General features: G+C 59.9%; 27 protein-coding genes and 1 pseudogene. 8 read left to right on the top strand and 20 right to left on the bottom strand.

Annotated features, from left to right (window positions below):
• Positions 1 to 4: 4 nt before the first annotated feature.
• The 5 genes from BLR31_RS21635 to BLR31_RS07665 form a co-directional block, all read right to left on the bottom strand.
• Complete coding sequence (locus tag BLR31_RS21635; protein ID WP_176762563.1) at positions 5 to 181, bottom strand: hypothetical protein; 177 nt, start codon at positions 179 to 181, stop codon at positions 5 to 7.
• A 482-nt stretch (positions 182 to 663) separates the two neighbouring features.
• The gene (locus tag BLR31_RS07680) at positions 664 to 1,017 is read right to left on the bottom strand and encodes a DUF423 domain-containing protein (RefSeq protein ID WP_090594319.1); all 354 of its coding nucleotides are present in this window, start codon (positions 1,015 to 1,017) and stop codon (positions 664 to 666) included.
• Complete coding sequence (locus tag BLR31_RS07675; RefSeq protein ID WP_090594316.1) at positions 1,014 to 1,565, bottom strand: MaoC/PaaZ C-terminal domain-containing protein; 552 nt, start codon at positions 1,563 to 1,565, stop codon at positions 1,014 to 1,016. Before BLR31_RS07675 ends, BLR31_RS07680 begins: the two co-directional genes overlap by 4 nt.
• Entirely contained in the window at positions 1,562 to 2,053 is a 492-nt protein-coding gene (locus BLR31_RS07670) for a MaoC family dehydratase (protein WP_090594848.1), read from the bottom strand. The genes BLR31_RS07675 and BLR31_RS07670 overlap by 4 nt, the downstream gene beginning before the upstream one ends.
• Positions 2,054 to 2,116: 63 nt before the next feature.
• Positions 2,117 to 3,796 carry an ABC transporter ATP-binding protein gene (locus BLR31_RS07665; RefSeq protein ID WP_090594314.1) on the bottom strand — a complete coding sequence of 560 codons (1,680 nt, stop codon included), beginning with the start codon at positions 3,794 to 3,796 and terminating at the stop codon, positions 2,117 to 2,119.
• A gap of 110 nt (positions 3,797 to 3,906) precedes the next feature.
• On the opposite strand from BLR31_RS07665, the pseudogene BLR31_RS22005 reads away from it, so the two are divergent.
• Positions 3,907 to 4,119 (top strand): annotated as a pseudogene (locus BLR31_RS22005) (Ada metal-binding domain-containing protein); the annotation flags it as partial.
• A gap of 20 nt (positions 4,120 to 4,139) precedes the next feature.
• Here the strand turns inward: BLR31_RS22005 and ychF are convergent.
• The 8 genes from ychF to lgt form a co-directional block, all read right to left on the bottom strand.
• On the bottom strand, positions 4,140 to 5,237 hold the full coding sequence (gene ychF, locus BLR31_RS07655; protein ID WP_090594312.1) for a redox-regulated ATPase YchF: 1,098 nt from the start codon (positions 5,235 to 5,237) through the stop codon (positions 4,140 to 4,142).
• 509 nt (positions 5,238 to 5,746) lie between these two features.
• Complete coding sequence (gene pth / locus BLR31_RS07650) at positions 5,747 to 6,457, bottom strand: aminoacyl-tRNA hydrolase (RefSeq protein ID WP_090594309.1); 711 nt, start codon at positions 6,455 to 6,457, stop codon at positions 5,747 to 5,749.
• Between the two features lie 51 nt (positions 6,458 to 6,508).
• Positions 6,509 to 7,150 (bottom strand): 50S ribosomal protein L25/general stress protein Ctc, encoded by a 642-nt coding sequence (locus tag BLR31_RS07645; RefSeq protein WP_090594845.1) that lies wholly within the window; start codon positions 7,148 to 7,150, stop codon positions 6,509 to 6,511.
• A gap of 135 nt (positions 7,151 to 7,285) precedes the next feature.
• Entirely contained in the window at positions 7,286 to 7,549 is a 264-nt protein-coding gene (locus BLR31_RS07640) for a hypothetical protein (RefSeq protein WP_143009342.1), read from the bottom strand.
• A 231-nt stretch (positions 7,550 to 7,780) separates the two neighbouring features.
• A complete protein-coding gene (locus BLR31_RS07635; protein WP_090594304.1) occupies positions 7,781 to 8,713 on the bottom strand; it encodes a ribose-phosphate pyrophosphokinase in 933 nt (310 codons plus the stop codon).
• 204 nt (positions 8,714 to 8,917) lie between these two features.
• On the bottom strand, positions 8,918 to 9,688 hold the full coding sequence (pgeF, locus tag BLR31_RS07630) for a peptidoglycan editing factor PgeF (protein WP_090594301.1): 771 nt from the start codon (positions 9,686 to 9,688) through the stop codon (positions 8,918 to 8,920).
• A gap of 18 nt (positions 9,689 to 9,706) precedes the next feature.
• Positions 9,707 to 10,789 (bottom strand): class I SAM-dependent methyltransferase, encoded by a 1,083-nt coding sequence (locus BLR31_RS07625; protein WP_090594298.1) that lies wholly within the window; start codon positions 10,787 to 10,789, stop codon positions 9,707 to 9,709.
• Entirely contained in the window at positions 10,782 to 11,639 is an 858-nt protein-coding gene (gene lgt / locus BLR31_RS07620; RefSeq protein WP_090594842.1) for a prolipoprotein diacylglyceryl transferase, read from the bottom strand. Before lgt ends, BLR31_RS07625 begins: the two co-directional genes overlap by 8 nt.
• 76 nt (positions 11,640 to 11,715) lie before the next feature.
• Between lgt and BLR31_RS07615 the strand changes: the two genes are divergently transcribed.
• The 6 genes from BLR31_RS07615 to BLR31_RS07590 all read left to right on the top strand — a co-directional run bounded on the left by BLR31_RS07615 (position 11,716) and on the right by BLR31_RS07590 (position 15,936).
• Positions 11,716 to 11,967, top strand: a complete 252-nt coding sequence (locus BLR31_RS07615) for an accessory factor UbiK family protein (protein ID WP_090594840.1) — start codon at positions 11,716 to 11,718, stop codon at positions 11,965 to 11,967.
• A gap of 3 nt (positions 11,968 to 11,970) precedes the next feature.
• A complete protein-coding gene (locus tag BLR31_RS07610; protein WP_090594295.1) occupies positions 11,971 to 12,705 on the top strand; it encodes a metallophosphoesterase family protein in 735 nt (244 codons plus the stop codon).
• A gap of 289 nt (positions 12,706 to 12,994) precedes the next feature.
• Positions 12,995 to 13,495 (top strand): type III secretion system chaperone family protein, encoded by a 501-nt coding sequence (locus BLR31_RS07605; RefSeq protein WP_090594293.1) that lies wholly within the window; start codon positions 12,995 to 12,997, stop codon positions 13,493 to 13,495.
• The gene (proC, locus tag BLR31_RS07600) at positions 13,492 to 14,307 is read left to right on the top strand and encodes a pyrroline-5-carboxylate reductase (RefSeq protein ID WP_090594291.1); all 816 of its coding nucleotides are present in this window, start codon (positions 13,492 to 13,494) and stop codon (positions 14,305 to 14,307) included. Before BLR31_RS07605 ends, proC begins: the two co-directional genes overlap by 4 nt.
• Positions 14,304 to 14,645 carry a tRNA-binding protein gene (locus tag BLR31_RS07595; RefSeq protein WP_090594288.1) on the top strand — a complete coding sequence of 114 codons (342 nt, stop codon included), beginning with the start codon at positions 14,304 to 14,306 and terminating at the stop codon, positions 14,643 to 14,645. Before proC ends, BLR31_RS07595 begins: the two co-directional genes overlap by 4 nt.
• A gap of 79 nt (positions 14,646 to 14,724) precedes the next feature.
• On the top strand, positions 14,725 to 15,936 hold the full coding sequence (locus tag BLR31_RS07590; protein WP_244504977.1) for an AI-2E family transporter: 1,212 nt from the start codon (positions 14,725 to 14,727) through the stop codon (positions 15,934 to 15,936).
• Here the strand turns inward: BLR31_RS07590 and BLR31_RS07585 are convergent.
• Together BLR31_RS07585 and BLR31_RS07580 are read right to left on the bottom strand one after the other, a co-directional pair.
• On the bottom strand, positions 15,892 to 16,725 hold the full coding sequence (locus BLR31_RS07585) for an undecaprenyl-diphosphate phosphatase (RefSeq protein ID WP_090594285.1): 834 nt from the start codon (positions 16,723 to 16,725) through the stop codon (positions 15,892 to 15,894). The genes BLR31_RS07590 and BLR31_RS07585 overlap by 45 nt on opposite strands.
• Positions 16,726 to 16,737: 12 nt before the next feature.
• Positions 16,738 to 17,193 (bottom strand): MarR family winged helix-turn-helix transcriptional regulator, encoded by a 456-nt coding sequence (locus BLR31_RS07580; RefSeq protein WP_244504989.1) that lies wholly within the window; start codon positions 17,191 to 17,193, stop codon positions 16,738 to 16,740.
• Positions 17,194 to 17,398: 205 nt separating this feature from the next.
• Here BLR31_RS07580 and BLR31_RS07575 point away from each other — a divergent pair, with 205 nt between their 5' ends.
• Positions 17,399 to 18,289, top strand: a complete 891-nt coding sequence (locus tag BLR31_RS07575; protein ID WP_090594832.1) for a branched-chain amino acid aminotransferase — start codon at positions 17,399 to 17,401, stop codon at positions 18,287 to 18,289.
• Between the two features lie 61 nt (positions 18,290 to 18,350).
• Here BLR31_RS07575 and BLR31_RS07570 read toward each other — a convergent pair whose 3' ends face one another.
• The 5 genes from BLR31_RS07570 to BLR31_RS07550 are packed head-to-tail and all read right to left on the bottom strand — an operon-like array spanning position 18,351 to position 22,302.
• Entirely contained in the window at positions 18,351 to 18,797 is a 447-nt protein-coding gene (locus tag BLR31_RS07570) for a molybdenum cofactor biosynthesis protein MoaE (RefSeq protein ID WP_090594830.1), read from the bottom strand.
• A 1-nt stretch (position 18,798) separates the two neighbouring features.
• Positions 18,799 to 19,050 carry a MoaD/ThiS family protein gene (locus BLR31_RS07565; protein ID WP_090594282.1) on the bottom strand — a complete coding sequence of 84 codons (252 nt, stop codon included), beginning with the start codon at positions 19,048 to 19,050 and terminating at the stop codon, positions 18,799 to 18,801.
• On the bottom strand, positions 19,047 to 19,622 hold the full coding sequence (gene pgsA, locus BLR31_RS07560; protein WP_090594279.1) for a CDP-diacylglycerol--glycerol-3-phosphate 3-phosphatidyltransferase: 576 nt from the start codon (positions 19,620 to 19,622) through the stop codon (positions 19,047 to 19,049). The genes BLR31_RS07565 and pgsA overlap by 4 nt, the downstream gene beginning before the upstream one ends.
• 50 nt (positions 19,623 to 19,672) lie before the next feature.
• Positions 19,673 to 21,583, bottom strand: coding sequence for an excinuclease ABC subunit UvrC (gene uvrC / locus BLR31_RS07555; protein ID WP_090594277.1), 1,911 nt, complete (start codon positions 21,581 to 21,583; stop codon positions 19,673 to 19,675).
• On the bottom strand, positions 21,544 to 22,302 hold the full coding sequence (locus BLR31_RS07550; protein WP_090594274.1) for an SDR family oxidoreductase: 759 nt from the start codon (positions 22,300 to 22,302) through the stop codon (positions 21,544 to 21,546). The genes uvrC and BLR31_RS07550 overlap by 40 nt, the downstream gene beginning before the upstream one ends.
• Positions 22,303 to 22,400: the final 98 nt, after the last annotated feature.

Below are 22,400 nucleotides of genomic sequence, written 5' to 3'. Positions count from 1 at the left end.
TGGCCTATTTGCCCTTGAGCTTGTCAGGCAAGGGCAGGGGGGCCGTATCGGTCTTGGGCAGGTGGTCTGCTATCGTTTCGTTTCTGCGTTTGGGCAGGGGCGCCTGATAACGCGGACCTTTCGGTAGCGGCGCCTTCCCAAAGCGACCGGTGCCGGTCAGCTTATACATCTTCCCGTTCATAAGAACCTCCTTGATGCCCGCGCATAGGACTATTGTCCGATTCTGGCGTGCAGCATCGTTCCCACCACCGGGCCTGGCCCGCGCGGGATGAATGGATTGGAGCCCGGACATGGTGGCCCGGGCCGATTGCGTGCTTAAGACTGCGCGGCAGTGCAGGGGGTGCAGGTTTGCGTGCTGCTCCAGTGGCCAAATACGGACCATCTGGATGCGCGGCGATGTCGATCGCGAAGGAAGGTGCTGAAAACGGCAGGAAATCAGGCCGATTTATCGGCCATCAAGCGTTCCGCTATGTCAGGAGATCGGGAAAATCCCGGTAGTCCCATCGGATCGAAATCGACCACGCAATGCAAATCTTGCGAATTGCCGGATACCGGCGACTTCGCTTTGACCTCTGCACTGACGCGTTGCGATATCAAATCATCGGAGTGGGACCTCAAGTTCGTTGGTGAACACAGGCAGTACAGCACAGGACAATGGTCCTGTCAACGCATCCGTAAAACCGCGCCAATTGTAACCAGCATCCAGCCGATAATCAGCGCCACTCCGGCCATAGGCGCTGCGAGCGGGAGCACTGCAGAGCCCAGGAGGTAGCGGCAGGCGAGGTCGGCGCAAAAGAGGACCGCGCCAGCCATAAGCGCAATTTGTGCAATATCGAAGAGGCGCGTCTGCACCGGCAATGCGGCCAGCGCCAACAGCGCCGGCGCGTGTGTCAGCGCGATCAACGCATAAGGACCGAGCAGGTCTGCACCGGCATGCGACGATGCTGCAGCGGCAGCCACCCCGCTCGCGCCGAGCACGCCGGCGAGCCCGACACTTATCCGATCTATCGCTCTCATCGTCTCACGAGCTTGCTCAGCACGAGCATTGTTGCCAACGCCATCAGCGCCTTGGTCTTTAGCGGCATCTTGTAGTCCCGCAGCTTGGAAAACCCCACGAGATCGGCGGAATAGACAAGCTCGCCGTTCTGGTTATGCGCCTCGAGCAGGTTGAACAGCAGGCCCCAACCGGGAATGGAGTTTGACTGACGCTTGCCGGTCACCGTCAGCGCGTAACGCACGGTGTCGCCAGGACGCACTGGTGCCTTGAAGTCCATGCGGTTGACGCCGGGCGAGGGCCCTGAAACGCCGGGCTCTCCACCCTCTTGCCGCACGATCTCTTCTTCGGCCTCCAGCCGGTCCACCATCAGGCGATGCCCGACGCTGACCGTATGCCAGCCCGAAGCAACGATCCCGCCGAAATGCGAGTGTTTGGCCGCTTCGCGATCGACGTGAAAATATTGCGGATCGTACAGCGTGCCGAACCTGATGATTTCATCCTCGTTAAAGGTATGACTGCCGAGATCGAAAGGCTTGTCGATCTCGACTTCTTCAAACCACCGCGTCATTGCGCTGCCTCCTCGAGCATGGCGGGATGGCGCACTTCGACGAGATTGGCGAGATTGAGCGTCATCACCTGCTGACCCTTCTGGTTGCGCATGTCGAAGGCGATGGTGAGGATCCCCATATTGGGATGACCGGCCGACCGCCGCAGTGAGGTGACCGTCGCGGTGCCCGAGAGCGTGTCGCCCTTCATCAGCGGCCGCTTCCATTTCAGATCGGTAAAGCCTAAGCCGCCCATGGATGCGATCCTGGACAAAAATCCGTCGACCAGCATGCGCAGCGACAGCGCCCCCGTCTGCCACCCGCTGGCCGCCAGGCCGCCGAGCAGGCTGGCTTTGGCCGCCTTTTCATCGAGATGGAAAGGGAAGGGGTCGAACTCGGTCGCAAATTCGATGATGTCGGCTTTGCTCACCGTCCGGGGTCCGAGCGGGATGGTCTGCCCCAACTCAAGATCTTCATAGTGGAGGCGGTCATGGGTTATCGGATTGGTCATTTGCTTACCCTTAACGTCAACGCCCATTTTATCCCTATCTTCGTCTGGGGCAAGGGGGCGACATCATGGGGTGGCCGCGCTTTCCGTCGCAGGTCCGATCCTCACGACAGTGTCCTCCGGCTCGATCACGCTCAGCCGATGGGTGATGGCAATGATCGTCACCTGATCGCGGATATGGCGCAACTGATCCATGATGTCCTTTTCCGTTTCGGCATCGAGAGACGAACTGGCCTCGTCGAGCAACAGGATCGCCGGATCGGCATAAAGGGCGCGCGCAATGGCGATGCGCTGGCGTTCCCCGCCCGACAGTTTCAACCCGCGCTCACCGACAACAGTCTCGAACCCTTCGTCGAGTCCCTCGATAAATCCCAGCACAGCCGCCCGTTCGGCCGCACGGCGCAAGCGCGCGTCGTCATGGGAGCGGCCCAAAACGATGTTGGTGGCCAGCGTATCGTTGAGCAGCACCACGTCCTGGGGCACCGCGGCGACCTGCGCAAACCAGTCGGCGCGCGAGACATTTCCGATCGACGTACCGTCGATATTGATCGTGCCGGTTTGCGGCTCCATCGATTTCAGGAGCAGCTTGAATAGCGTCGACTTGCCCGAGCCTGTATCGCCGGTGATGTATGTAATCGTTCCGCGCCGGGCCTCAAAGCTGGCGCCCGAAACGCCGCGTCCATTGGGATAGACATAGCCGACATCGGAAAAGGTGACAGCGCCGCCATCGAGTGAAAAATCACCTGCCGTTTCAAAATCGTCATGCGACTCGGCCTGCCACATGCGGGCGAATGGCAGGAATTTGGAATAGGATTGGGACATCTGTTGGATGGCCTGGCCCATCATCTGGAACGGCATGTTGAGCTGCAGCAACAACGTGTTGAACAGCACGAGATCGCCGACGGTCAAACTGCCTTCCGCGACACGCGGCACAAGCAGCCAGAGCGTCAGCGCGAACTGGATGGCGAGCGAGGCTCCAAACAGACCCGCATAGCGCACATGCGCCATGGCATAGCGCTGCCATGCGGAATGCGCCGATTGCTCGCGCCGTGTGAACTGGCCGATCATCCAGCGCGCCGAGCCGAACTGACGCAGCGTATCCATGCTCGAAATGGCATTGCCGATAAAGCGCGAGCTGGCCTGTGAGTGCTCGATCGCCTCGTCGAGGTGAACACGGGTCGTGCGCGTTGCGCGCGCTACGAGCCAGATGTGAACCACGCCATACACCACGACGATCAAAGCGATATCCGGGCTCAAGACAGTGCCAAGCATGATGAGGCTTAGCGCCACCTGCAGCGTTCCGGGCAGGAGGGCGGCTAGGGTGAACTGGACCACGATGTTGAGCGACTCGAGCCCCCTGTGCTGGGCCGTTTCGATCTCCACCGGGTTGTGGTCCAGAAAGAACCCCGACGCCTTGCCTGCGATGCGCTCGAAAAATGCGGTCGAGGTCACAAAGTTCAGGCTCTCCGACGTCATGAACGTCAAAAAGCTCGACATGCGCTGGATCGTATAAGACGCACCCATCAGCACGGCATAGGCCACGAACCCCCAGATCAGTCCCTCTGAAAGATTGGCCGGGTCCAGCTGGTCGATGAGACGCGAAAACAGAAATGGCGCAGTGATCCCGGTGAGCGAACCGAGGATCGTCAGAACGACCACGATTGCGAGGATCACCTTGGCCGTGCGCAGATATTGTCCGAGTATGGCCTTGAGGGGCGGGGAGACCAATGCCAGATCGATTTTCACGCTGTGCCTCCTGCCGTTAAAGGCCGGGCACTTTAGGTGATTCGGAAGGGATGGCGAAAATCGGGTGGCTCAGCGGCAAGGCGTGTGGCCCAATGCCCGCATGGGAGGCGATGATGGCCCAATTGACCGACACCGAAACGCTTTATGCATCGCTCGCCGCCCGCGACAAGGCCTGGCTCGGCAGGGCCTATGTCGGCGTCGTCTCGACGGGGATTTTCTGCACGATGGGCTGTGCGGCGCGTACGCCACTCGCCAAGAACTGCCGGTTTTTTGAAACCGTCGATGATTGCGTTGCTGCGGGGTTTCGGGCTTGCAAGAGGTGCCGCCCCGCCGATCGCCGATATCAGGTGTTGAACTTGAAGAGCAGCACGTCGCCGTCCTTGACGACATACTCCTTGCCTTCGTCGCGTGCCTTGCCCGCTTCCTTGGCCGGCACTTCGCCGCCCAGCGCAACGAAGTCGTCATAGGCGATGGTCTGGGCGCGAATAAAGCCGCGCTCGAAATCGGAGTGGATGACGCCGGCGGCCTGCGGCGCCTTGGTGCCGACGGGGATGGTCCAGGCGCGCGCTTCCTTGGGACCGACGGTAAAATAGGTCTGGAGGTGCAGGAGCTTGTATCCCTCGCGGATCAGCTTGTTCAGGCCGGGTTCTTCAAGGCCCAGCGAGGAGAGATAGTCGGTACGGTCCGCAGTATCGAGCCCAGCCAGTTCGGCTTCGATTTCGGCGCAGATCACGACAGTGCGCGCATCCTGCGCCTTGGCATACTCCTCGACCTTTTTCGTGTGCTCATTGCCCGTAGCGGCTGCCGATTCATCGACATTGCAGACATAGAGCACCGGCTTGGCCGTGAGCAGCTGAAGCTCCTTGAACGCCTTTTCCTCGTCGGCGGCGCGCTCGGTGTGGCGCGCGGGCTTGCCCTCTTCGAGCAGTGCCTTGGCACGATTGACAAGCTCGAGGGTGAGCTTTGCATACTTGTCATTGGCCCGGATTTTCTTTTCCAGTCCACCGATGCGCTTTTCGAGGCTTTCGAGGTCGGCAAGCATCAGCTCGGTCTCGACGACTTCGGCGTCGGCGATCGGGTCCACCTTGCCGGCGACGTGGATGATGTCGTCATTTTCAAAGCAGCGCAGCACATAGGCGATGGCGTCGCATTCGCGGATATTGGCGAGAAACTGATTGCCCAGACCCTCGCCCTTCGACGCGCCTTTGACCAGTCCGGCGATGTCGACGAACGACAGCCGTGTCGGGATGATTTCCTTGGACTTGCCGATCGCGGCCAGCTTGTCGAGGCGTTCGTCGGGCACCGACACTTCACCGACATTGGGTTCGATCGTGCAAAACGGAAAATTTGCGGCCTGCGCGGCAGCGGTCTGGGTGAGGGCGTTAAAAAGCGTCGATTTGCCCACATTGGGCAAGCCGACGATGCCGCATTTGAAACCCATGATGAAACCTCGGAGATGGCGCGCTTAGCGCGCAGGAAAATGTTGGGCCTTAACTCGTGCAGAGCGGGTGAGAAGTCAAGGTTTGCATCAAGTTCTGGTCATCAGCAGGCGAGAGGGTCCGGATGAGGGGTCTGAGTTTCCTCGACCACCTTCGGCCAAGAAATAACTTATCCCCGCCGTCTCAACCGCATCCATACTGCACGCACGAACCCGCGCCTATGGACGCAAGCGCAACGAACGTTTGGGCGGGTTTGGTTCGGGTTCCTTGCGGGTCGCCGCAGGGGAGGCCTAAACGTCACAAGTGCCGGTCGTCGGTAACCATACGACGGCTTACCGGGGAAACCCGGCGGGGATTGACCCCAGCCTTCTGAAGGGCGACTAAGCCAAAAATCCCGAGCGCCTGGGGCGATGATCGCTTCATACTAAAAAACAAACTGCGGAGCGTTCATCGCCCCATGCCGTCTATCCATCATCCGAGGGGATATCGCCGTCGGACGCTTCGGCGCGGGTCAGTCTCTTTTACCGAACAGCTTTTTGAGCATTTCGGCCATCGGGCCGCTGTCCGGCATCTTGGCTTGCGGCGTGGCGGGCCGCGACTGGTGAATGTGGCTTTGCGCCTTGGGGGCCGGTTTGGGCGCCGGCTCCGCCTTGGTCGACGGGACGGCCAGCGCCAGCTTGTTCATCAGGCCGGCGGCGTCGCCCTTGGCGATCAGGCCGGCATTTTTGGCCAAGGCATCGAGCAGCGGCTCGAGCCAATCGTTTTCGGCTTTGTGAAAGTTGGAGAGCACATGGGAGTGCACGCGATCCTTATGCCCAGGGTGGCCGATACCGAGCCGGATCCGAACATAGTCCTTACCGATCTGGCTTTCGATCGACCGCAATCCATTGTGTCCGCCGTTGCCGCCGCCCGATTTGATGCGGACCTTTCCGGGTGCGAGGTCGAGTTCGTCGTGGATCACGGTAATGTCTGCGGGCGCCAGCTTGTAAAAGCTGATCGCCTGGGCAACGGAATCGCCCGAGCGGTTCATGAAGGTCTGCGGCTTGAGCAACATGATCTTTTCGCCATCGATCAGACCTTCGCTGATCAACGCGGAAAATTTTTGCCGGAAGGGCGGGAAACTGTGCTGGCGGGCGATCTCGTCGACGGCCAGAAAGCCGATATTGTGCCGGTGGGCAGCGTATTCGGCGCCGGGATTGCCGAGCCCCACAATAAGGTGCATCGCATCTCTCCGGGAAGGAAGGGCCGGCGAAAACCGCCGACCCTGCAAAGACTATTCTTCGTCTTTTTCCGCTGCAGCTTCATCTTCGCCTTCATCGGCCTCGTCGCCTTCAGCGCCTTCAGACGAGCGCAGGGCAGACGGAGCAGCGATGGTGGCGATGGTGAAGTCGCGATCCGTGATGGTCGGAACGACGCCCTTGGGCAGAGTAACCGCCGAGATGTGGATCGAGTCGCCGACTTCCGCACCGGTCAGATCGACGACCAGGTTTTCCGGAATGGAATCGGCTGGAACGGTCACTTCGACAGTGTGACGAACGATGTTGAGCACGCCGCCCTTTTTCAGGCCGGGCGACTTTTCTTCGTTCTCGAAGTGGACCGGAACGTCGACCGTCAGGGTCGCGTTCTTGCCGACGCGCAGGAAATCCACATGCACGAGGAAGTCGCGTACGGGTTCAAGCTGGTAATCCTTGGGGATCACGCGGTGCTTGGAGCCGTCCACGTCGATCTCGATGACGTGCGACAGAAATCCGCCGTCATGAATCTTGCGGAACGTGTCCTTGTAGGAAATCGCGATGGAAAGAGGGGCTTTCTTATCGCCGTAGATAACTGCAGGAACAAGACCTTGACGACGCAGTTCACGAGCGGCCCCCTTGCCCACCCGGTCCCGCACCGAAGCCTTAAGCTCGACGCTCATGGAATTCATCCATTTGTTGGGTGCAGTCTGCAATCAATGCAGAGTGCGCGCCCGTCCTCCAGGGGTGACGAGCGCTTCATGGGCGGGGTCTATACAGGAGCACCCGGACGAGGGCAAGTCCCCGCTCAGCGGGGATCAGGCGTCGGTATCGGGTGGTGCTTGCAAGCCACGAACCCTCATTTCGGCCAGTGCCGCGTCGCGCAGTCTTTCAGCGCGTTTGGTGAGGGGGCCGTTAGGGTCGTGATGCACGCGAAAAAGCCGACTCGAAACGAACCGCTTGTGCATGTGCACAAGCATCGCATCGGGCCATGTCGGAATTTCCTCGAGCAGGTGCAAAAGCTCTGCTTCGGCATTGAGGCGTGGAGCGACGCGGGGTCGCTCAGGAGGGCTAGATGTCACTGATACTTCCAAAAACGCGGCACTCGCGGACATCGAAGGCTCGCCCCAACGGAGTTTCACAAACAAGAAATTCCGAAGCCGATCAATGGTTCCACTCGCAGGGCCTGCTTGTGGCTGAGTCGCCGCCATAGGTCAAAGCTCCCATCTCGCTTCCGTCATCGGAGGGTGAGAGGAGTCGTGCCGACCAGCAATTTGAGAGGGATGCTTAATTGAGCGTTAACGAATTGTTAACTAGTCGAAGAGGCTCGATACCGATTGCTCCGACGCAGTGCGTGCGATGGCTTCGCCAAGCAGCGGTGCGATCGAGATGTGGCGGATCTTGTCGACCTTGGCCACGGCTTCGGTCATTTCGATCGAATTGGTGGTCACTAGTTCCTTCAGCCGCGAGTTGGCAATGCGCTGTGGCGCTTCGCCAGAGAGCACGCCATGCGTGATATAGGCCGATACTTCGCTCGCGCCCGCATTGAGCAGCGCTTCGGCCGCGTTGACCAGCGTGCCGCCGGAATCGACGATATCGTCGATCAGGATGCACGACTGGCCCTCGACGTCACCGATGATGTTCATCACTTCCGAAACGCCAGCGCGCGGACGGCGCTTGTCGACGATGGCCAATTGCGCGCCGATGCGGTTGGCAACGTTGCGGGCGCGCAATACGCCGCCGACGTCGGGGGAAACGATCATCACCTTCGAGGTGTCGTAGTTTTCCGAAATGTCGCGCGTCAGCACTGGAGCGGCATAGAGGTTGTCGGTCGGGATGTCGAAAAAGCCCTGGATTTGCGGTGCGTGCAGATCCAGGGTCAAGATGCGGTTGGCGCCCGCTTCGGTAATCAGATTGGCCACGAGCTTGGCCGAAATCGGGGTGCGCGGGGCCGATTTGCGATCCTGGCGCGCATAGCCGTAATAGGGCAGCACGGCAGTGACGCGGCGGGCCGAAGAGCGGCGCAGCGCATCGATCAGGATCAGCAATTCCATCAGATGGTCGTTGGCGGGATAAGACGTCGACTGAAGGACGAAAACGTCCTCGCCGCGGACGTTTTCCAGAATTTCGACGAAGATTTCCTTGTCGGCAAATTTCTTGACCGACGCGTCAGTCAGGGGGATTTCGAGATATTGAGAAACGGCCTTGGCCACGGTGAGGTTAGAATTGCCCGTCACCAGTTTCATGGTCAGCCTCTATCTGTCGCACTCGATGTGGTCACGCTGCCGAACCAAAAAGTGGCGACCACTTTTTCTGGCAGCGCTTCATGCCCGAAATCGCCATGCCCCGAGCTTGTGGGGCGGAGCTTTAGACGTATGCCCCGGCAACATCAATATGACTTTTGCATGAAGCGTGAAGAGGATGTGTCGATGTTGCGCGGACGCACACCATCACCCTCGGGCAATCAGCGCAATCTGTCGTCCGGCCCGCGTGTCATTATGGGTCGCATGGCGGTGGGAGAAATAGAGTTCCGGATGTGCGTAGGTGCAATCCCCGACCTGCTCAACCGCCCCGATTCCAAGAGCGCGAAGCTGCGAGAGAACGAGGCCCGGGACGTCGAAATGAGGGCGGGGCCAGCCGTCTTTGAGGACGAACGGCGCCGCATCGGGAAAACGGCTTTCGATATCGGCAGCCATTTCGTTCCCTATCTCGTAATTCTCCGCACTGATGGCAGGGCCTATGGCGGCGATGATCGCCGATTGTGTAGCGCCGAGTGCGACCATGGCCTCGACGGTGCGTTCGACGATGCCATCGGCAGCACCTTTCCATCCCGCGTGCGCTGCCCCCACGATGCCGCTTTCGGGATCGGCCAACAGCACGGGCACGCAATCTGCGGTGAGAATGCCGAGCGCAATGCCGGACCGCTTGGTCACCATTGCATCGGCTTCGGGGCGTTTGGCGAAATCGTAGCGATCGTCAACGACCAGCACGTCTGTGCCGTGCACCTGCCTTGCAAGCGCCACTTCGATGGGGCCACCCTTGAGGGCCATGACGGCGCGGTGGATATTTTCGACAACGTTCGCGGTGTCGTCGCCGACGGCGCTCGAGGCGTTGAGCGATGCGAATTCACCCTCGGAAACGCCACCCCGTCGACCGAAAAAACCGTGGCGAATGCCAGAAGCGGTTGTAAGGGCGGGGCTTTTTTCCAAAGGAGGATGCATCGGCTGGCTGAACTCTTGTTATGCGGCGAAACCGGCGGGCTTGAGGCCCGGGCTGGCGGCACAAAGCACTTTGAACAAGTCACCCATCTGCTCGGGGCCGGTGAGCCTATCAAAGGCCGACCGCAAATCCTCGGCGCGATCCGGGTTGGCGGCGGCCAGCGCCGAATGGCGCTGTGCCAGTCCCAAGGATGTAAGGAACTGACCTTGAGTCACAAGTGGGGGCAGCGTCAACCCAGCCATGCGTGCAGCGCGCGCCAGTGCTTCGAAATCCACATGCGTGGTCAAATCGGCAGCGCCCGGCTGGGCGAGGGGATCGACATAGGCATGGCGGGCAAGGGCCTGCAGCGTTTCGCCCGGTTGCGTTGTTGCGTGGCCGTAATCGAGCGCCAGGAGGGCTCCACCGCGCGGGGCGATCAAACCACTGAGCTGTGTCATGAACTGCTGAGCGGCAAGCCCGATCTCAGCGACTTCCCCATCGACGGCGCTTGCGTAGGGCTGCCCGATCAGCGCTTCGTCATAGGGCGTCGGCGATAGGCCGAATGTCCGCTGTCCGTCGGTCAGCCCAACGCAGCGTTCGAACCATTTGCCATCGCGCTTGACGAACTGGCGCACCGGCAAGGCGTCGAAGAACTCATTGGCGATGATGATTATCGGCGCATCGGCGACAGCTTCGATATCGTCGAGCCACACCGGCGCGTACTCGGTCAGTGCCTCGCGCTGCATGGAGATGAGGACGGGATTTGTTTCAAAAAGCCGAAGCGCGAGGGCGCCCGCCAATCCGCTCGCACGCGTGGCGACACGCAAAGCGTCGGCCATCAGTGTCCCGCGACCCGGCCCGAGTTCGAGCAGTGTGAATTGCGCAGGACTGCCCATCTGGAGGTAGAGATCGGCGATCCAGGCGCCGATCATTTCGCCGAATGTCTGGGAGATTTCGGGCGCGGTGATGAAATCGCCAGACCGTCCCAGAGGATCCGCCTTGCGGTAATAGCCGCGTGTGGGATGCGTCAGGCATAGACCCATATATGTCGCCAAAGACATGGGTCCGGATTGGCGGATTTGCATGTCGATCAAATCACCGAGCGACAGGGCGGTCTCAGGCATGGCGGCGCGACTGAGACCACGCGACGAGGCCGATACCCCCGACGAGGATCGGCAGGCTCAGCACCATGCCCATGGTCAGCCAGTCGAACGCGAGATACCCGATATGGCTGTCGGGGAGGCGGAAGAACTCGACGAAAATGCGCGAGGCCGCGTACCCAATACCGAAGATGCCGGCCACCAGGCCGGGCTTGCGCAGGGCCAGCAGATTATGGGTGAAAAAGCGAATGACTAGGAACAGCACGACGCCTTCGAGCAGGCCCTCATAGAGCTGGCTCGGGTGACGCGGCAGGTCACCGCCGCCGGGAAAAATGACGCCCCACGGCATCGTCGTGACCGAGCCGTAGAGTTCGGCATTGATGAAATTGGCGACGCGGCCAAGGAACAACCCGATGGTCGCGCAGCAGGCAAGAAGGTCGAGACCCGAAAGGATATTGGCCCCTTTGCGCCAGAGATAGACTATCATGGCGACCATCAGCCCCAGCATGCCGCCATGGAAGCTCATCCCGCCGTCCCAGAGCGCAATGATCGAGGCAGGGTTCGCAAGGAAATTGAGCGGGTCGTAGAAGAAGACATAGCCCAGCCGGCCGCCGATGATGATGCCGATAACGATCCAGAAGGTGAAATCGAACAACTCGTCCGGCGTCATGGGTGGCGTGCCCTTGACCCAGAGCGATTTGCGCTTGAGCAGCAGCATGCCGTATCCCACGCCAAGGAAAATCCCGGCGAGATAAGCCAGGGCATACCAGCGGATGACGATGGGGCCGATGGCAAAGGCGATGGGATCAATTTCGGGAAACGGCAAGGCGGGCCTCAAGGCATTGAAACGGGCGGCGCGACCATGACGCCCCATCCGGCTCTGGTCAAGCGCGTCGCCAGACCCTACATATTGACCGAACCGAACGCGCTCCAAGCAAAAGGAAGTGAAGATGACCCAATCGAGCAAGTTTTTCGACGATCTGGGGCGGATCATGAACGACGCTGCCTCGGTGGCGGACGGCGTACGCCGCGAAGCGGAAACCGCCGTGCGTGGCCAGATGGAACGCATGGTCAACGACCTCAACCTGGTCAAGCGCGAAGATTACGATGCGCTGCGCGAAATGGTGCAGATCCAGGGCGAGGAAATCCAGGCTCTGCGGCGCGAACTCGACGCTTTCAAGCGCACCAAGAAGACCAGCTAGACCATGCGACTGGCCGTCATATCCGACGTCCACGGCAACGCGCTGGCGCTCGAAGCGGTGCTTGCCGATATCGATCGGCACGATGTCGACGCCGTGCTCAATCTTGGCGATCATTTCGTGGGGCCGCTTGAACCGGTGCGTACGGCGGGCATGCTCGCAAAAGTCGAGATGACCGCCATTCGCGGCAATACCGACCGCTATCTCGTGGACGCCGATCCCGACCTGCTCGACACTCACGACCAGGAAACGCTTGCTGCGCTCGATGATGCGACGTTGAGCTGGCTTCGAGCGCTTCCCGAGACGCGGGTATTTGAGGACCAAGTCTTTCTCAGCCACGGCTCACCCCTGTCGGACGAGACCTATTGGCTCGATCGCAAGGATCGCAAAGCGTTTCGCGTTGCGACCGGAGATGAGGTGGCGGCGGAGCTTCCCTCAGGTAAGCGCTATCCACTCTATTGCTGCGGCCATACCCATGTCGCACGGGTGATAACGCTGGATGATGGCACCGTGGTCTTCAATCCCGGCAGCGTTGGGCGGCCATCGTTTACAATGAGCGATCGGGACTCCGCCAGCCGTTGGTCTGCGGCGGCAGCCTATGCTGTTGTCGAGCGGTCGGCCGAAGGATGGCACGTCAATCTGCGGCAGGTCGCCTATGACAATATGGCAGCCGCTGCCATCGCAAATGCCCACGGCAGCGCAAAATGGGCGCGCGATCTCGAGCATGGGCGCACACGCTAGCGGGCCTTAAAAGCCTGTGTGTAAAAGGGTTTGTTAAGGGCCCGTTAACCATGACGATCCGATCATCCACAAGAGAATCTCGGTTTGGAACCTGCGTTTATGGGTTCATCCGACCGGTGCGGTGTACAGTCTATCTCAACGACGATTCGTACACCCACTGCCCGGTGCTGCTTTGAAAGAAGTACATATTCGGGTCCGGTCAGGCCGGTTCGGTTGTGCCGCGTAGCACGTTCAGCATTTCGGCTGGGCGGTGCTTTCCCAGACCTCGTTTAAGCGTGCGGAGCCAGCTATGTCTCTTCTGGAACTGGAAATTGATCGGACTATCCATCCGGTCGACATCATCGAGCATATCGCCGCGATCAACGACTGGTCGTTCGAGCGGCAAGATGCCGACGAGATTTCCATTTCGGTCAAGGGCGGCTGGAGCGACTACCATGTGTCGTTCAACTGGATGCGTGAGATGGAGTCGCTGCATTTGGCGTGCGCATTCGATCTCAAGGTCCCCGATGCGCGGCGGGGCGAAATCAAGCAGTTGATTTCGCTGATCAATGAGCAACTCTGGATCGGCCATTTCGATATCTGGAACAAGGAAGGCGTCGTGCTCTTCCGCAATTCGCACCTGCTTTCGGGTGGTGCGGAAGTGTCGCCTCAACAATGCGAGGCGCTTTTGCGCTCGGCGTCTGAAAGCTGCGACCTTTACTATCAGGCTTTTCAATTCGTCGTCTGGGCTGGAAAGTCTGCACAGGACGCGTTGGCTGAAGTGATGTTTGAAACAGTAGGCGAGGCATGAGCCTTTCGACTGTTGGATCGGTTCTCCTCGTGGGAGCCGGCAAGATGGGTATGGCCATGGCGTCCGGCTGGATCCGCGCCGGGCTGCCGGGCGCGAGCCTCACACTCGTCGATCCCCAGCCACATGAGAGCGTCGGCGCTTTCGCAGAAGCTCATGGCGCTATCTTGCGCGCCGATCTGCCGAGCGATGCACCAGAGGTCATCGTTCTAGCGGTCAAGCCGCAAGTCATGGGTGCGGTTCTGTCCGTGGTCAAACCGATTGTGGGCAGCGAGACGCTGGTGGTTTCAATTGCCGCCGGAATATCTCTGGAGAAACTCATCGCAGGTCTAGGTACTGATCGGGTGGTTCGCACGATGCCCAACACCCCGGCACAACTGGGGAAAGGGATCTCAGGCGCAGTGGCAACGCCGGCAGTTTCCGCGCATGATCGGGATTTGACCGATGCCTTATTGGCTGCAGCGGGGCAGGTCGTCTGGGTCGAAGATGAAAAGCTCATCGACGCAGTGACGGCGGTTTCCGGTTCGGGGCCGGCCTATGTGTTTTATCTCGTCGAGGCCATGGCAGTTGCAGGCGAAAAGCAGGGGCTCTCGCCTGAGCAAGCCATGACATTGGCGCGCCAAACGGTCGTTGGAGCGGCAGCACTGCTTGAGAACGATCCGAGCGCGGCCGCGCAGTTGCGCAAGAACGTGACCTCGCCCAACGGGACGACGCAGGCAGCGCTTGATGTTCTTATGGCCGACGATGGGCTTGGTGCGGTCATGGATCGCGCTATTGCCGCGGCGCGCAGGAGAAGTGAAGACTTGGGGCAATGAGCGACACGATCAGTTTTGACGATTTCCTGAAGGTCGACGTCCGGGTTGGAACGGTAGTGGAAGCACGACCGTTTCCGGAGGCGCGCAAGCCGGCGATCATCCTTATCATCGATTTTGGGCCCGAAATCGGGATCAAGAAATCGTCAGCGCAGATCACCGTGCATTATACGCCGGAAGAGCTTGTCGGGCGGCAGGTGATGGCGGTGGTCAATTTCCCGCCACGACAGATCGGGCCGCTCAAATCGGAAGTTTTGACGCTGGGTTTCGAAGATGAGGAGGGCGCAGTCGTCCTCGCCAAGATCGATAAGCCCGTGCCTAACGGCCGCAGGCTGATGTAGTTTTTGTGCGACCGGGTTTGCTTGTCTTGTTGCGCGTGTTGTGGCCTATAGATGAGCGATAACATATCGGACTACCGCCGTGAAACAGCCCGAACTTTTTCCGCGTGAACGCGAACCCCGACTTCTCGGTCTGACCGGCTCGCCGCGATCGGCGCTCGTGCCGCCCATGGCGGTGGCGCGGTGGCTGATCCTCCTGATCCTGCTGGCCTGCGTTTATTTCTTTCATGGCTTTCTCGTCCCTGTGCTTGCGGCCCTGATCATCGGGTTCGCGAGCTGGCCGATCTACCGACGCGTCTTGAGCAGCCTGGGTGGCAACAGGACCTTGGCAGCCAGTTTGATGATCGCGGTCATCGTGCTGTTCATCCTCATCCCGATCCTGATGGCGTTTTCTTATGCGCTCAACGAGGCGCGTCAGTTGATCAGTTGGGTTCTGGCCACCAACGCCTCGGGTGCCGCTGCGCCCGAGTGGTTTGCGACGCTGCCACTCGTGGGCGAATGGGCCACGGAGCAATGGGACCTCTATATCGGCCGGCCTGGAGCGCTTGGTCAGTATGTAGCGGTCATTGGTGGAGCCAACGTCTACAACATCTACCAGACGATCCTCGCGACCGGCGGAAGCCTGCTCGACATATCGCTCAACCTGCTGTTCATGCTGATTGCGCTGCTGTTCGTCTATCGCGATGGCGCGTCATTGACGGCGCAATTGGACAAGTTCGGCGAGCGGATCCTACCGGTGCGGTGGCAGAGGCTGTCGCGGATCGTGCCGGCGACGATCAGTTCGACCGTGACGGGCATGACGATCATCGCGATTGGCGAGGGTATCATCCTCGGCTTTGCGTACTGGTTGGCGGGGGCGCCATCGCCGGTGCTGCTGGGCGTCATCACCGGTGTGGCTGCGATGATCCCGGGCGGTGCGCCGCTGTCGTTTACGCTGGTGTCCGTCTATCTGGTCGCCAGCGGCTCGGTCTTTCAGGGCATCGCGCTGTTTGTCTGGGGCTCGGTAGAGCTGTTCATCGTCGACAAGACCTTGCGGCCCAAACTTGTGGGCGGACCGATCAAGCTGCCGTTCCTTCCGACTTTTTTCGGACTGGTCGGTGGCGTGAAGACGATGGGGTTTGTCGGCCTTTTCATCGGGCCGGTCTTGATGGCGCTTCTCGTTTCGATGTGGCGCGAATGGGTGCGTGACCTCGATCAGGCTGATGAGGAGGGTGGCGACGGTATCGCAGTGCCACCCACCGAAGCCGATCTAATTGAGGCCGAACGCGAGAAGGCCGAGCAGCAGCGCGCCTAGCACAACCCGGTATACAACGAACGGGGTGTAGCTCTGGCGCTGCAGCCATTTCATCAGTAGTGCGATGGCCGCCAAGGCGAAAAAGAAGGCGAACACGCCGCCGATAAGCGCGTCGGTCGTAAGCTGCGAGTCGCCGCTGGTCACCATGTCGATGCCGGCGAGCGTGCCCGCACCGAGAATGGTGGGAATCGACAACAGCATTGCGACCCGTGCCGAGAGTGGCCGATCAAGGCCCACGAAGCGTCCGGCCGTCATGCAGATGCCGGAGCGGGAAACGCCAGGAATGATCGAGATCAGCTGCGCGCCGCCGATGATCAGCGCGTCGCGGAACGAAAGGGATTCGATTGCAGATTTTTCCTGCGGTCGACGGTCGGCGAACCAAAGCAGGATGCCGAAGATCAGGGTCGTCCAGGCGATGATGGGAATCGAGCGGCCAGATTCCGTGATGAAGTCTTTCGCCAGAAAGGCGCCGATAATGATGGGGATCGACGCGACGATCACAACGAGCAAGAGCCGGAAGCGCTCGCCGCCCTTGCCCGTAACGCCGTCGATCAGTCCCATGAAAAGCGTTGCGATATCACGGCGGAAATAGAGCATGACGGCGCCGAGTGTGCCGACATGCAGAGCAATGTCGAACGCCAGCTCCTCTGCTGGCGTCATGGAGCCGGTGGAGATGCCGATGCCTTCAAGTAGCCAGCGGCCCAGGATGAGATGGGCCGATGAACTGATCGGCAGAAATTCGGTCACGCCCTGAACGAGCGCCAGGAACAGCGTAGAAATGATATCCAATTGGGAGAAATCCTATGGGAGCTGGTCGACGAGCCGCAAGTTTCGCAGCAATTGCTGGTCGCCGCGTTCGGTCATTTCTGCAAAGAAGCGTTTCACGCAATCCCGACTTTCCTCGGGCAGGGCGGTAAAGGCCGCTTCTATCCGTCTTGCCTGGGTAGCGGAGAGAACTTCAAAGAAGTCGCGGCCTTTTTCGGTGGGATAGAGAAGGCGCTGGCGGCGATCCGTTTCCCCGTGCTTTTGCGCGACATACCCACTGTCGATCAATTGGCGCAGCACGCGGGCAAGGCTCTGCTTGGTGATGCGCAGGATATCGAGAAGATCCGCGACGGTCATGCCCGGTCGCAGGTTCACGAAATAGATGACGCGGTGATGGGCACGTCCGAATCCCTGCATCTCGAGCAAAGCGTCAGCGTCGCGGACGAAGTCTCGATAGGCGAAGAAAAACAAGCCCATGATGTCGATCGGCATTTCGGGGAAATCGTAGATCGCCGAATTTATGTCAGCCTTGTTGACATTTATTGCGTGAGCTGGCATCGTCCTTCCAACATCTCCGTTTAATGACTTATCACAGAGCCGCTATGGTTTGCCAAGTGGTGAGAAGATGAGCCATTATGGAAGAGAACGCATCAATGAGTATGCCAAACCAAACTTGATAAATATTCGGGAGTTCGACATGGCCACCGTGCCAATGGATCAACGAGATGGGTGGATCTGGTACAACGGCGAGATGGTGCCCTGGAAGGACGCCAAGCTGCATGTTCTTACGCATGGACTGCACTACGCCAGCAGCGTTTTCGAAGGTCAGCGCGCCTATGGCGGCGAGGTCTTCAAATTGCGCGAACATACCGAGCGGCTGATCTTCTCGGGCAAGACGCTCGACTTCACCATTCCCTATTCCGTTGACGAGATCGACGACGCTTGCCGCCAGGTCCTGGCCAAGAACAATCTGGTCGATGCCTATATGCGGCCCGTGGCATGGCGCGGATCGGAGACGCTTTCGGTTCCGGCCCGTGACAACACGGTGCATCTGGCGATCGCGGCATGGGTGTGGCCGAGCTATTTTTCGACTGAAGAACGCCTCAAGGGCATTCGCCTGACATGGGCCGACTGGAAGCGTCCTTCGCCGGAGACCATTCCGTGCAAGGCGAAGGCCGCTGGCCTTTACATGATCTGCACGCTCTCCAAGCATGCTGCCATGGACAAGGGCTATGCCGACGCTCTGATGCTGGACTATCGGGGCTATGTTGCCGAGGCGACCGGAGCGAACGTCTTCTTCGTCAAGGGCAAGGAAATCACGACGCCGACGCCCGATTGCTTCCTCGATGGCATTACGCGTCGGACGCTGATCGGTTTGGCGAAGGCTAATGGTTACACGGTAACCGAGCGGCATATCCGGCCTGAAGAGCTGTCGGAGTTCGACGAGTGTTTCCTCACAGGAACGGCTGCTGAGGTGACACCGGTTTCGGAAGTCGGTGAATACAAGTTCACGCCGGGCGAAGCCTGCCGGACGCTTGTCGAAGCCTATATGAGCGAAGTGCAGCCCAAGAAAGCTGCTGCCGAGTAAATTCTGAGACTATAGAAGAGAATCTGGAGCCGGGGATAACGTATTGACGTCCCCGGCTTTTTTATGCCCAGCGCGCCGTTGCTGCGTCGTCGCTCTGCTTGGCTTTTACCCACTCCGAGGCTCCAGCACGCTCCTCCTTTTTCCAGAAGGGTGCTGTGGTCTTGAGCGTGTCCATGATGAAATTGGCGCCATCGAAAGCGGCTTGCCGGTGGGGCGCCAGTGTCATGACCTGCACGATCGGGTCGCCGGGATACAGCGTTCCGAAGCGGTGGATGATCGTGGCGTCGATGAGCGCAAACCGGGCGATGGCAGCGTCGCGCAAATCCAGCAATTGTCGTTTGGCGAGGCTCGGATAATGCTCCAGTGTCATCGAGACGATGGGGTCGTCTTCGCTCGAGCGCACGATGCCGGTAAAGGTGACAGCTGCGCCTGCACCCTGACTCGAACTTAGAAAGGCGTTGACCAAGGCCCCTGGATCGAACGGCTCGGATTGGAGTGTCACGCTCACGTCAGCCACCGGTCATCGGGGGGAAGAGCGCCACTGTGGACGCCGATCCAATCGGTGTGTCGTGCTCGACGAGCTCGTCATCGATTGCGGCGCGGATCAGTTCTCGGTTCGCCGTCGCGAGCGCGAAACCTTCGTCTTTTGCGCCGAGCCAATCGATCAGGTCGGCGATCGAACGGACGCCGTCCGGTGGGCTGACCTCATCGAAATCACGTCCGAGACGTTCGCGTAGCCACGCGAAATAGAGAACTTTCAAAGTGCGTCCTCATCCTTGAAATGGTTGGTGACGCTGGTCCAGTACTGCCAGCCCGTGATGGCCGTGAGAATGGCGGCGAGCCAGAGCAGGATATCGGTCACTTCGCGCATGCCCAAGATTAGCGGCTCGGCGATGACGAACGCCAAGGCGACCAATTGCACCGTCGTCTTGTATTTGGCCAGCTTGGTCACCGGCACGACGATCTTTTCGGTGCCCATAAACTCGCGCAGGCCGGAAACGAAAATTTCGCGGCAGAGGATGATCGTCGCCGGGATCAAGTCCCAATGGCCAAAACTGCCGTCAAAGCAGAACACCAGCAGCAGCGCGGCGACGAGCAGCTTATCGGCGATAGGGTCCAGCATGCGACCGATCGGCGAGATGGTGCCATATTTGCGAGCGTAATAGCCATCGAGATAATCGGTAATTGCTGCTGCGATATAGAGGATGAGAGCCAGCCAGCGCAGAAAGGTGTTATCGGCGAGGATCAGCAGCATGATGACGGGGACAGCGGCGATGCGGCCATAGGTCAAATAGTTGGGCAGCTTGGCCATGTCGAATTTGGTGTCGGTCATCTAGCGCTTATTCCTCTGTGCTTCGGTGCCTAAGAGTTCCGGCATCGGGCTTAGCTGCGGTTGAAATGATCGTAGATCAATTGCGCCATTGCGGTCGAGATGCCCGGCAAATTGGCAATGTCGGCGACCGATGCGCGCGATACGGCCTTGGCCGAACCGAAGTGTTGGAGCAGGGCTCGCTTGCGCGTGGGACCGATACCTTCGATTTCGTCGAGCGGGTTCTTGATCATTTCCTTTTTTCGCCGCGCCCTGTGCGTTCCGATAGCGAAGCGGTGGGCCTCGTCGCGCAGGCGCTGAACATAGTAAAGAACCGGATCGCGGGCCGGCAGCATGAACGGCTCGCGTCCCTCCATGAAGAAAGTCTCGCGCCCCGCATTGCGTTCCTCACCCTTGGCGATGCCGATGATTGCAACTTCGCGGGGCAGGTTCATTTCGGACAGTACAGCCTTGACGGCATTAGTCTGGCCGGCGCCACCGTCGATCAGCAATACGTCGGGCCAGTCGGGCATGCCCGTATTGTCATCTTCGGCGTCGACCAGGCTTTCGGCGGCGAGGCGCGTGAAGCGACGAGTGAGGACTTCGCGCATCATGCCGAAATCGTCACCGGGCGTGAGCTCTTTCGATTTGATGTTGAAGGTGCGGTAGTGCTTTTTCGATAGGCCCTCGAGACCGGCGACAACCATGGCGCCGACGGCGTTCGTGCCCTGGATGTGGGAGTTGTCGTAAATCTCGATACGGCGTGGGGTTTCGTCGAGGCTGAACGTGTCGGCCATAGCTTCGAGGAGCTTACGCTGGCTGGCGGAATCCGACAGGTGGCGACCCAATGCCTCGCGCGCATTGGTCAGCCCGTGTTCGACGAGGGCGCGTTTTTCTCCACGGAGCGGGGTTTCGATTTTCACGGAGCGCTCGGCGCGGGTTGCCAAAGCCTCACGCAACACATCGGGCTCCGCCAGTTCCTCGGACAGCAGCACGAGACGTGGGGGCAGGCGGTTCTCGTAAAATTGCGCGATGAAGGCTTCAAGGACCTCGGCATTGGTCGCGGTGTCGTCAGCGCGCGGATAGAACGCGTAATTGCCCCAGTTTTGGTGGGCGCGATAGAAAAACACCTGGACGCAGAAATTGCCCGCCTCGTTGTGAATGGCAAAGACGTCGGCTTCAGCGACGGTTTGCGAGGCCATGCCTGAGCCCTGGATCAAGGCGAGGGCGCTCAGGCGATCGCGTATCCGAGCGGCGCGCTCGAAATCGAGCGCTTCGGCGGCCTCGTTCATTTCCTTTTGCAGATGGTCCTGAACGGCCTTGGATTTGCCGGAGAGGAAATCGCGCGCTTCCTCCACAAGCTCGGCGTAGTCCGGGATAGAAATCACGCCGGTGCAGGGCGCGGAACAGCGCTTGATCTGATGCTGCAGGCAGGGGCGGACACGACCTGCATAAAAACTGTCCGAACAATTGCGCAGAAGAAAGGCTTTTTGCAGCGCGGTGATGGTGCGGCTCACCGCGACCGCGGACGCGAAGGGGCCAAAGTAATGACCTTTGCGCCGCCGCGATCCGCGGTGCTTTGTGAGCTCGGGCGCCTCGTGCTCGGTGGCGATGAGGATATAGGGGAACGACTTGTCGTCGCGCAGGAGCACGTTGTAGCGCGGTCGAAGGCGCTTGATGAGATTGGCTTCGAGGAGAAGCGCCTGAGCCTCGGTTTCCGTGCGCACGAACTCCATCGAGCGGGTCGAGGAGATCATGCGGTTGATGCGAACCGAATTGCCTTCGTAACGGGTGTAGTTTGTGACGCGTGCCTTCAGATTTCGCGCCTTGCCGACATAAATGACGTCGCCCTTTTCATCGAGCATGCGATAGACGCCCGCGCCGGTGGGCAGGGTCTTTACGAAACCGCGGATGATGTCGGGGCCGGTGGGGTCTGTATCTGGCGTCATTGCTTGCGCGGGGTCGGGCCGTTCTGTTGGTTCCATTCGAGATGCTCGCCGCCATCGAGAGCCAGCATCTGCCCGGTCATTGCCGGCAGGTCAAGAATCGCTGCGATGCCTCGCGCGATCTCATCGGGATCGGCGCCGCGCTGCAGGGGCAGTCGTTTCCGGGACGCCTTGAACTCTTCCTCGCTTTGGCGGGAATTGGCAAGCGTTGGTCCTGGTCCGATCGCGTTGACGCGAATGCGCGGCGCGAGCGATTGGGCCAGGGTCCGCGTCGCCGTCCAGAGGAGGGACTTCGAGAGCGTGTAGGAGAAATAGTCGGGCGATAGCGTCAGCACGCGCTCATCAATGATGTTGATGATGTTGCCCTCCTCTCCATCGGGAAGTTGGGCGGCAAAATCGCGGGAGAGAAAGGCCGGGGCTTCGGCGTGGACAGCCATGTGCAGATCCCACAGATCCTCGTGAAGCGTTTCCGCAGAGTCGGGCTCGAAAACTGACGCGTTGTTGATCAGCACCGTGAGCTGGCCGAACGGTTCGGCTGCCTTAGCGACCAGCCCCATGCGATCTTCGCGCTTCGCCAGATCGGCTTGTACGATATCGGCGCGACCGCCATCGCCCTGAATGGCTTGGGCGAGTTCCTCGGCTTTTTCGCCCGAGGACCGGTAATGGATCACGACGGCGTAGTCCTCGGCGGCGAGGCGGATGGCGATGGCGGCGCCGATGCGATCTGCTGCTCCAGTGACGAGGGCGACGCCTTTCATGATGTGCTCCGGTGTGGGTGTTTCAGTTGATCGGGAAATAGGGATTACGGATGGGCAACGCAACCGGTTTACCGTCGCGGTCAGCCCGATCGTGTCAG

Source organism: Pelagibacterium luteolum, assembly GCF_900100665.1.
GTDB classification, from domain to species: Bacteria; Pseudomonadota; Alphaproteobacteria; order Rhizobiales; family Devosiaceae; genus Pelagibacterium; species Pelagibacterium luteolum.
The sequence above is the reverse complement of the archived record's forward strand: the minus strand, read 5'-3'. Positions and strand labels throughout refer to the sequence as shown.

Excerpts from the sequence above, each read along its gene's own strand:
- BLR31_RS21635 (WP_176762563.1), bottom strand. The coding sequence starts at position 181 with ATGAACGGGAAGATGTATAAGCTGACCGGCACCGGTCGCTTTGGGAAG.
- BLR31_RS07680 (WP_090594319.1), bottom strand. The coding sequence starts at position 1,017 with ATGAGAGCGATAGATCGGATAAGTGTCGGGCTCGCCGGCGTGCTCGGC.
- BLR31_RS07675 (WP_090594316.1), bottom strand. The coding sequence starts at position 1,565 with ATGACGCGGTGGTTTGAAGAAGTCGAGATCGACAAGCCTTTCGATCTC.
- BLR31_RS07670 (WP_090594848.1), bottom strand. The coding sequence starts at position 2,053 with ATGACCAATCCGATAACCCATGACCGCCTCCACTATGAAGATCTTGAG.
- ychF (WP_090594312.1), bottom strand. The coding sequence starts at position 5,237 with ATGGGTTTCAAATGCGGCATCGTCGGCTTGCCCAATGTGGGCAAATCG.
- pth (WP_090594309.1), bottom strand. The coding sequence starts at position 6,457 with ATGCACCTTATTGTGGGGCTCGGCAATCCCGGCGCCGAATACGCTGCC.
- BLR31_RS07645 (WP_090594845.1), bottom strand. The coding sequence starts at position 7,150 with ATGAGCGTCGAGCTTAAGGCTTCGGTGCGGGACCGGGTGGGCAAGGGG.
- BLR31_RS07635 (WP_090594304.1), bottom strand. The coding sequence starts at position 8,713 with ATGAAACTGGTGACGGGCAATTCTAACCTCACCGTGGCCAAGGCCGTT.
- pgeF (WP_090594301.1), bottom strand. The coding sequence starts at position 9,688 with ATGCATCCTCCTTTGGAAAAAAGCCCCGCCCTTACAACCGCTTCTGGC.
- BLR31_RS07625 (WP_090594298.1), bottom strand. The coding sequence starts at position 10,789 with ATGCCTGAGACCGCCCTGTCGCTCGGTGATTTGATCGACATGCAAATC.
- lgt (WP_090594842.1), bottom strand. The coding sequence starts at position 11,639 with ATGGGGCGTCATGGTCGCGCCGCCCGTTTCAATGCCTTGAGGCCCGCC.
- BLR31_RS07615 (WP_090594840.1), top strand. The coding sequence starts at position 11,716 with ATGACCCAATCGAGCAAGTTTTTCGACGATCTGGGGCGGATCATGAAC.
- BLR31_RS07610 (WP_090594295.1), top strand. The coding sequence starts at position 11,971 with ATGCGACTGGCCGTCATATCCGACGTCCACGGCAACGCGCTGGCGCTC.
- BLR31_RS07605 (WP_090594293.1), top strand. The coding sequence starts at position 12,995 with ATGTCTCTTCTGGAACTGGAAATTGATCGGACTATCCATCCGGTCGAC.
- proC (WP_090594291.1), top strand. The coding sequence starts at position 13,492 with ATGAGCCTTTCGACTGTTGGATCGGTTCTCCTCGTGGGAGCCGGCAAG.
- BLR31_RS07595 (WP_090594288.1), top strand. The coding sequence starts at position 14,304 with ATGAGCGACACGATCAGTTTTGACGATTTCCTGAAGGTCGACGTCCGG.
- BLR31_RS07580 (WP_244504989.1), bottom strand. The coding sequence starts at position 17,193 with ATGCCGATCGACATCATGGGCTTGTTTTTCTTCGCCTATCGAGACTTC.
- BLR31_RS07575 (WP_090594832.1), top strand. The coding sequence starts at position 17,399 with ATGGCCACCGTGCCAATGGATCAACGAGATGGGTGGATCTGGTACAAC.
- pgsA (WP_090594279.1), bottom strand. The coding sequence starts at position 19,622 with ATGACCGACACCAAATTCGACATGGCCAAGCTGCCCAACTATTTGACC.
- uvrC (WP_090594277.1), bottom strand. The coding sequence starts at position 21,583 with ATGGAACCAACAGAACGGCCCGACCCCGCGCAAGCAATGACGCCAGAT.
- BLR31_RS07550 (WP_090594274.1), bottom strand. The coding sequence starts at position 22,302 with ATGAAAGGCGTCGCCCTCGTCACTGGAGCAGCAGATCGCATCGGCGCC.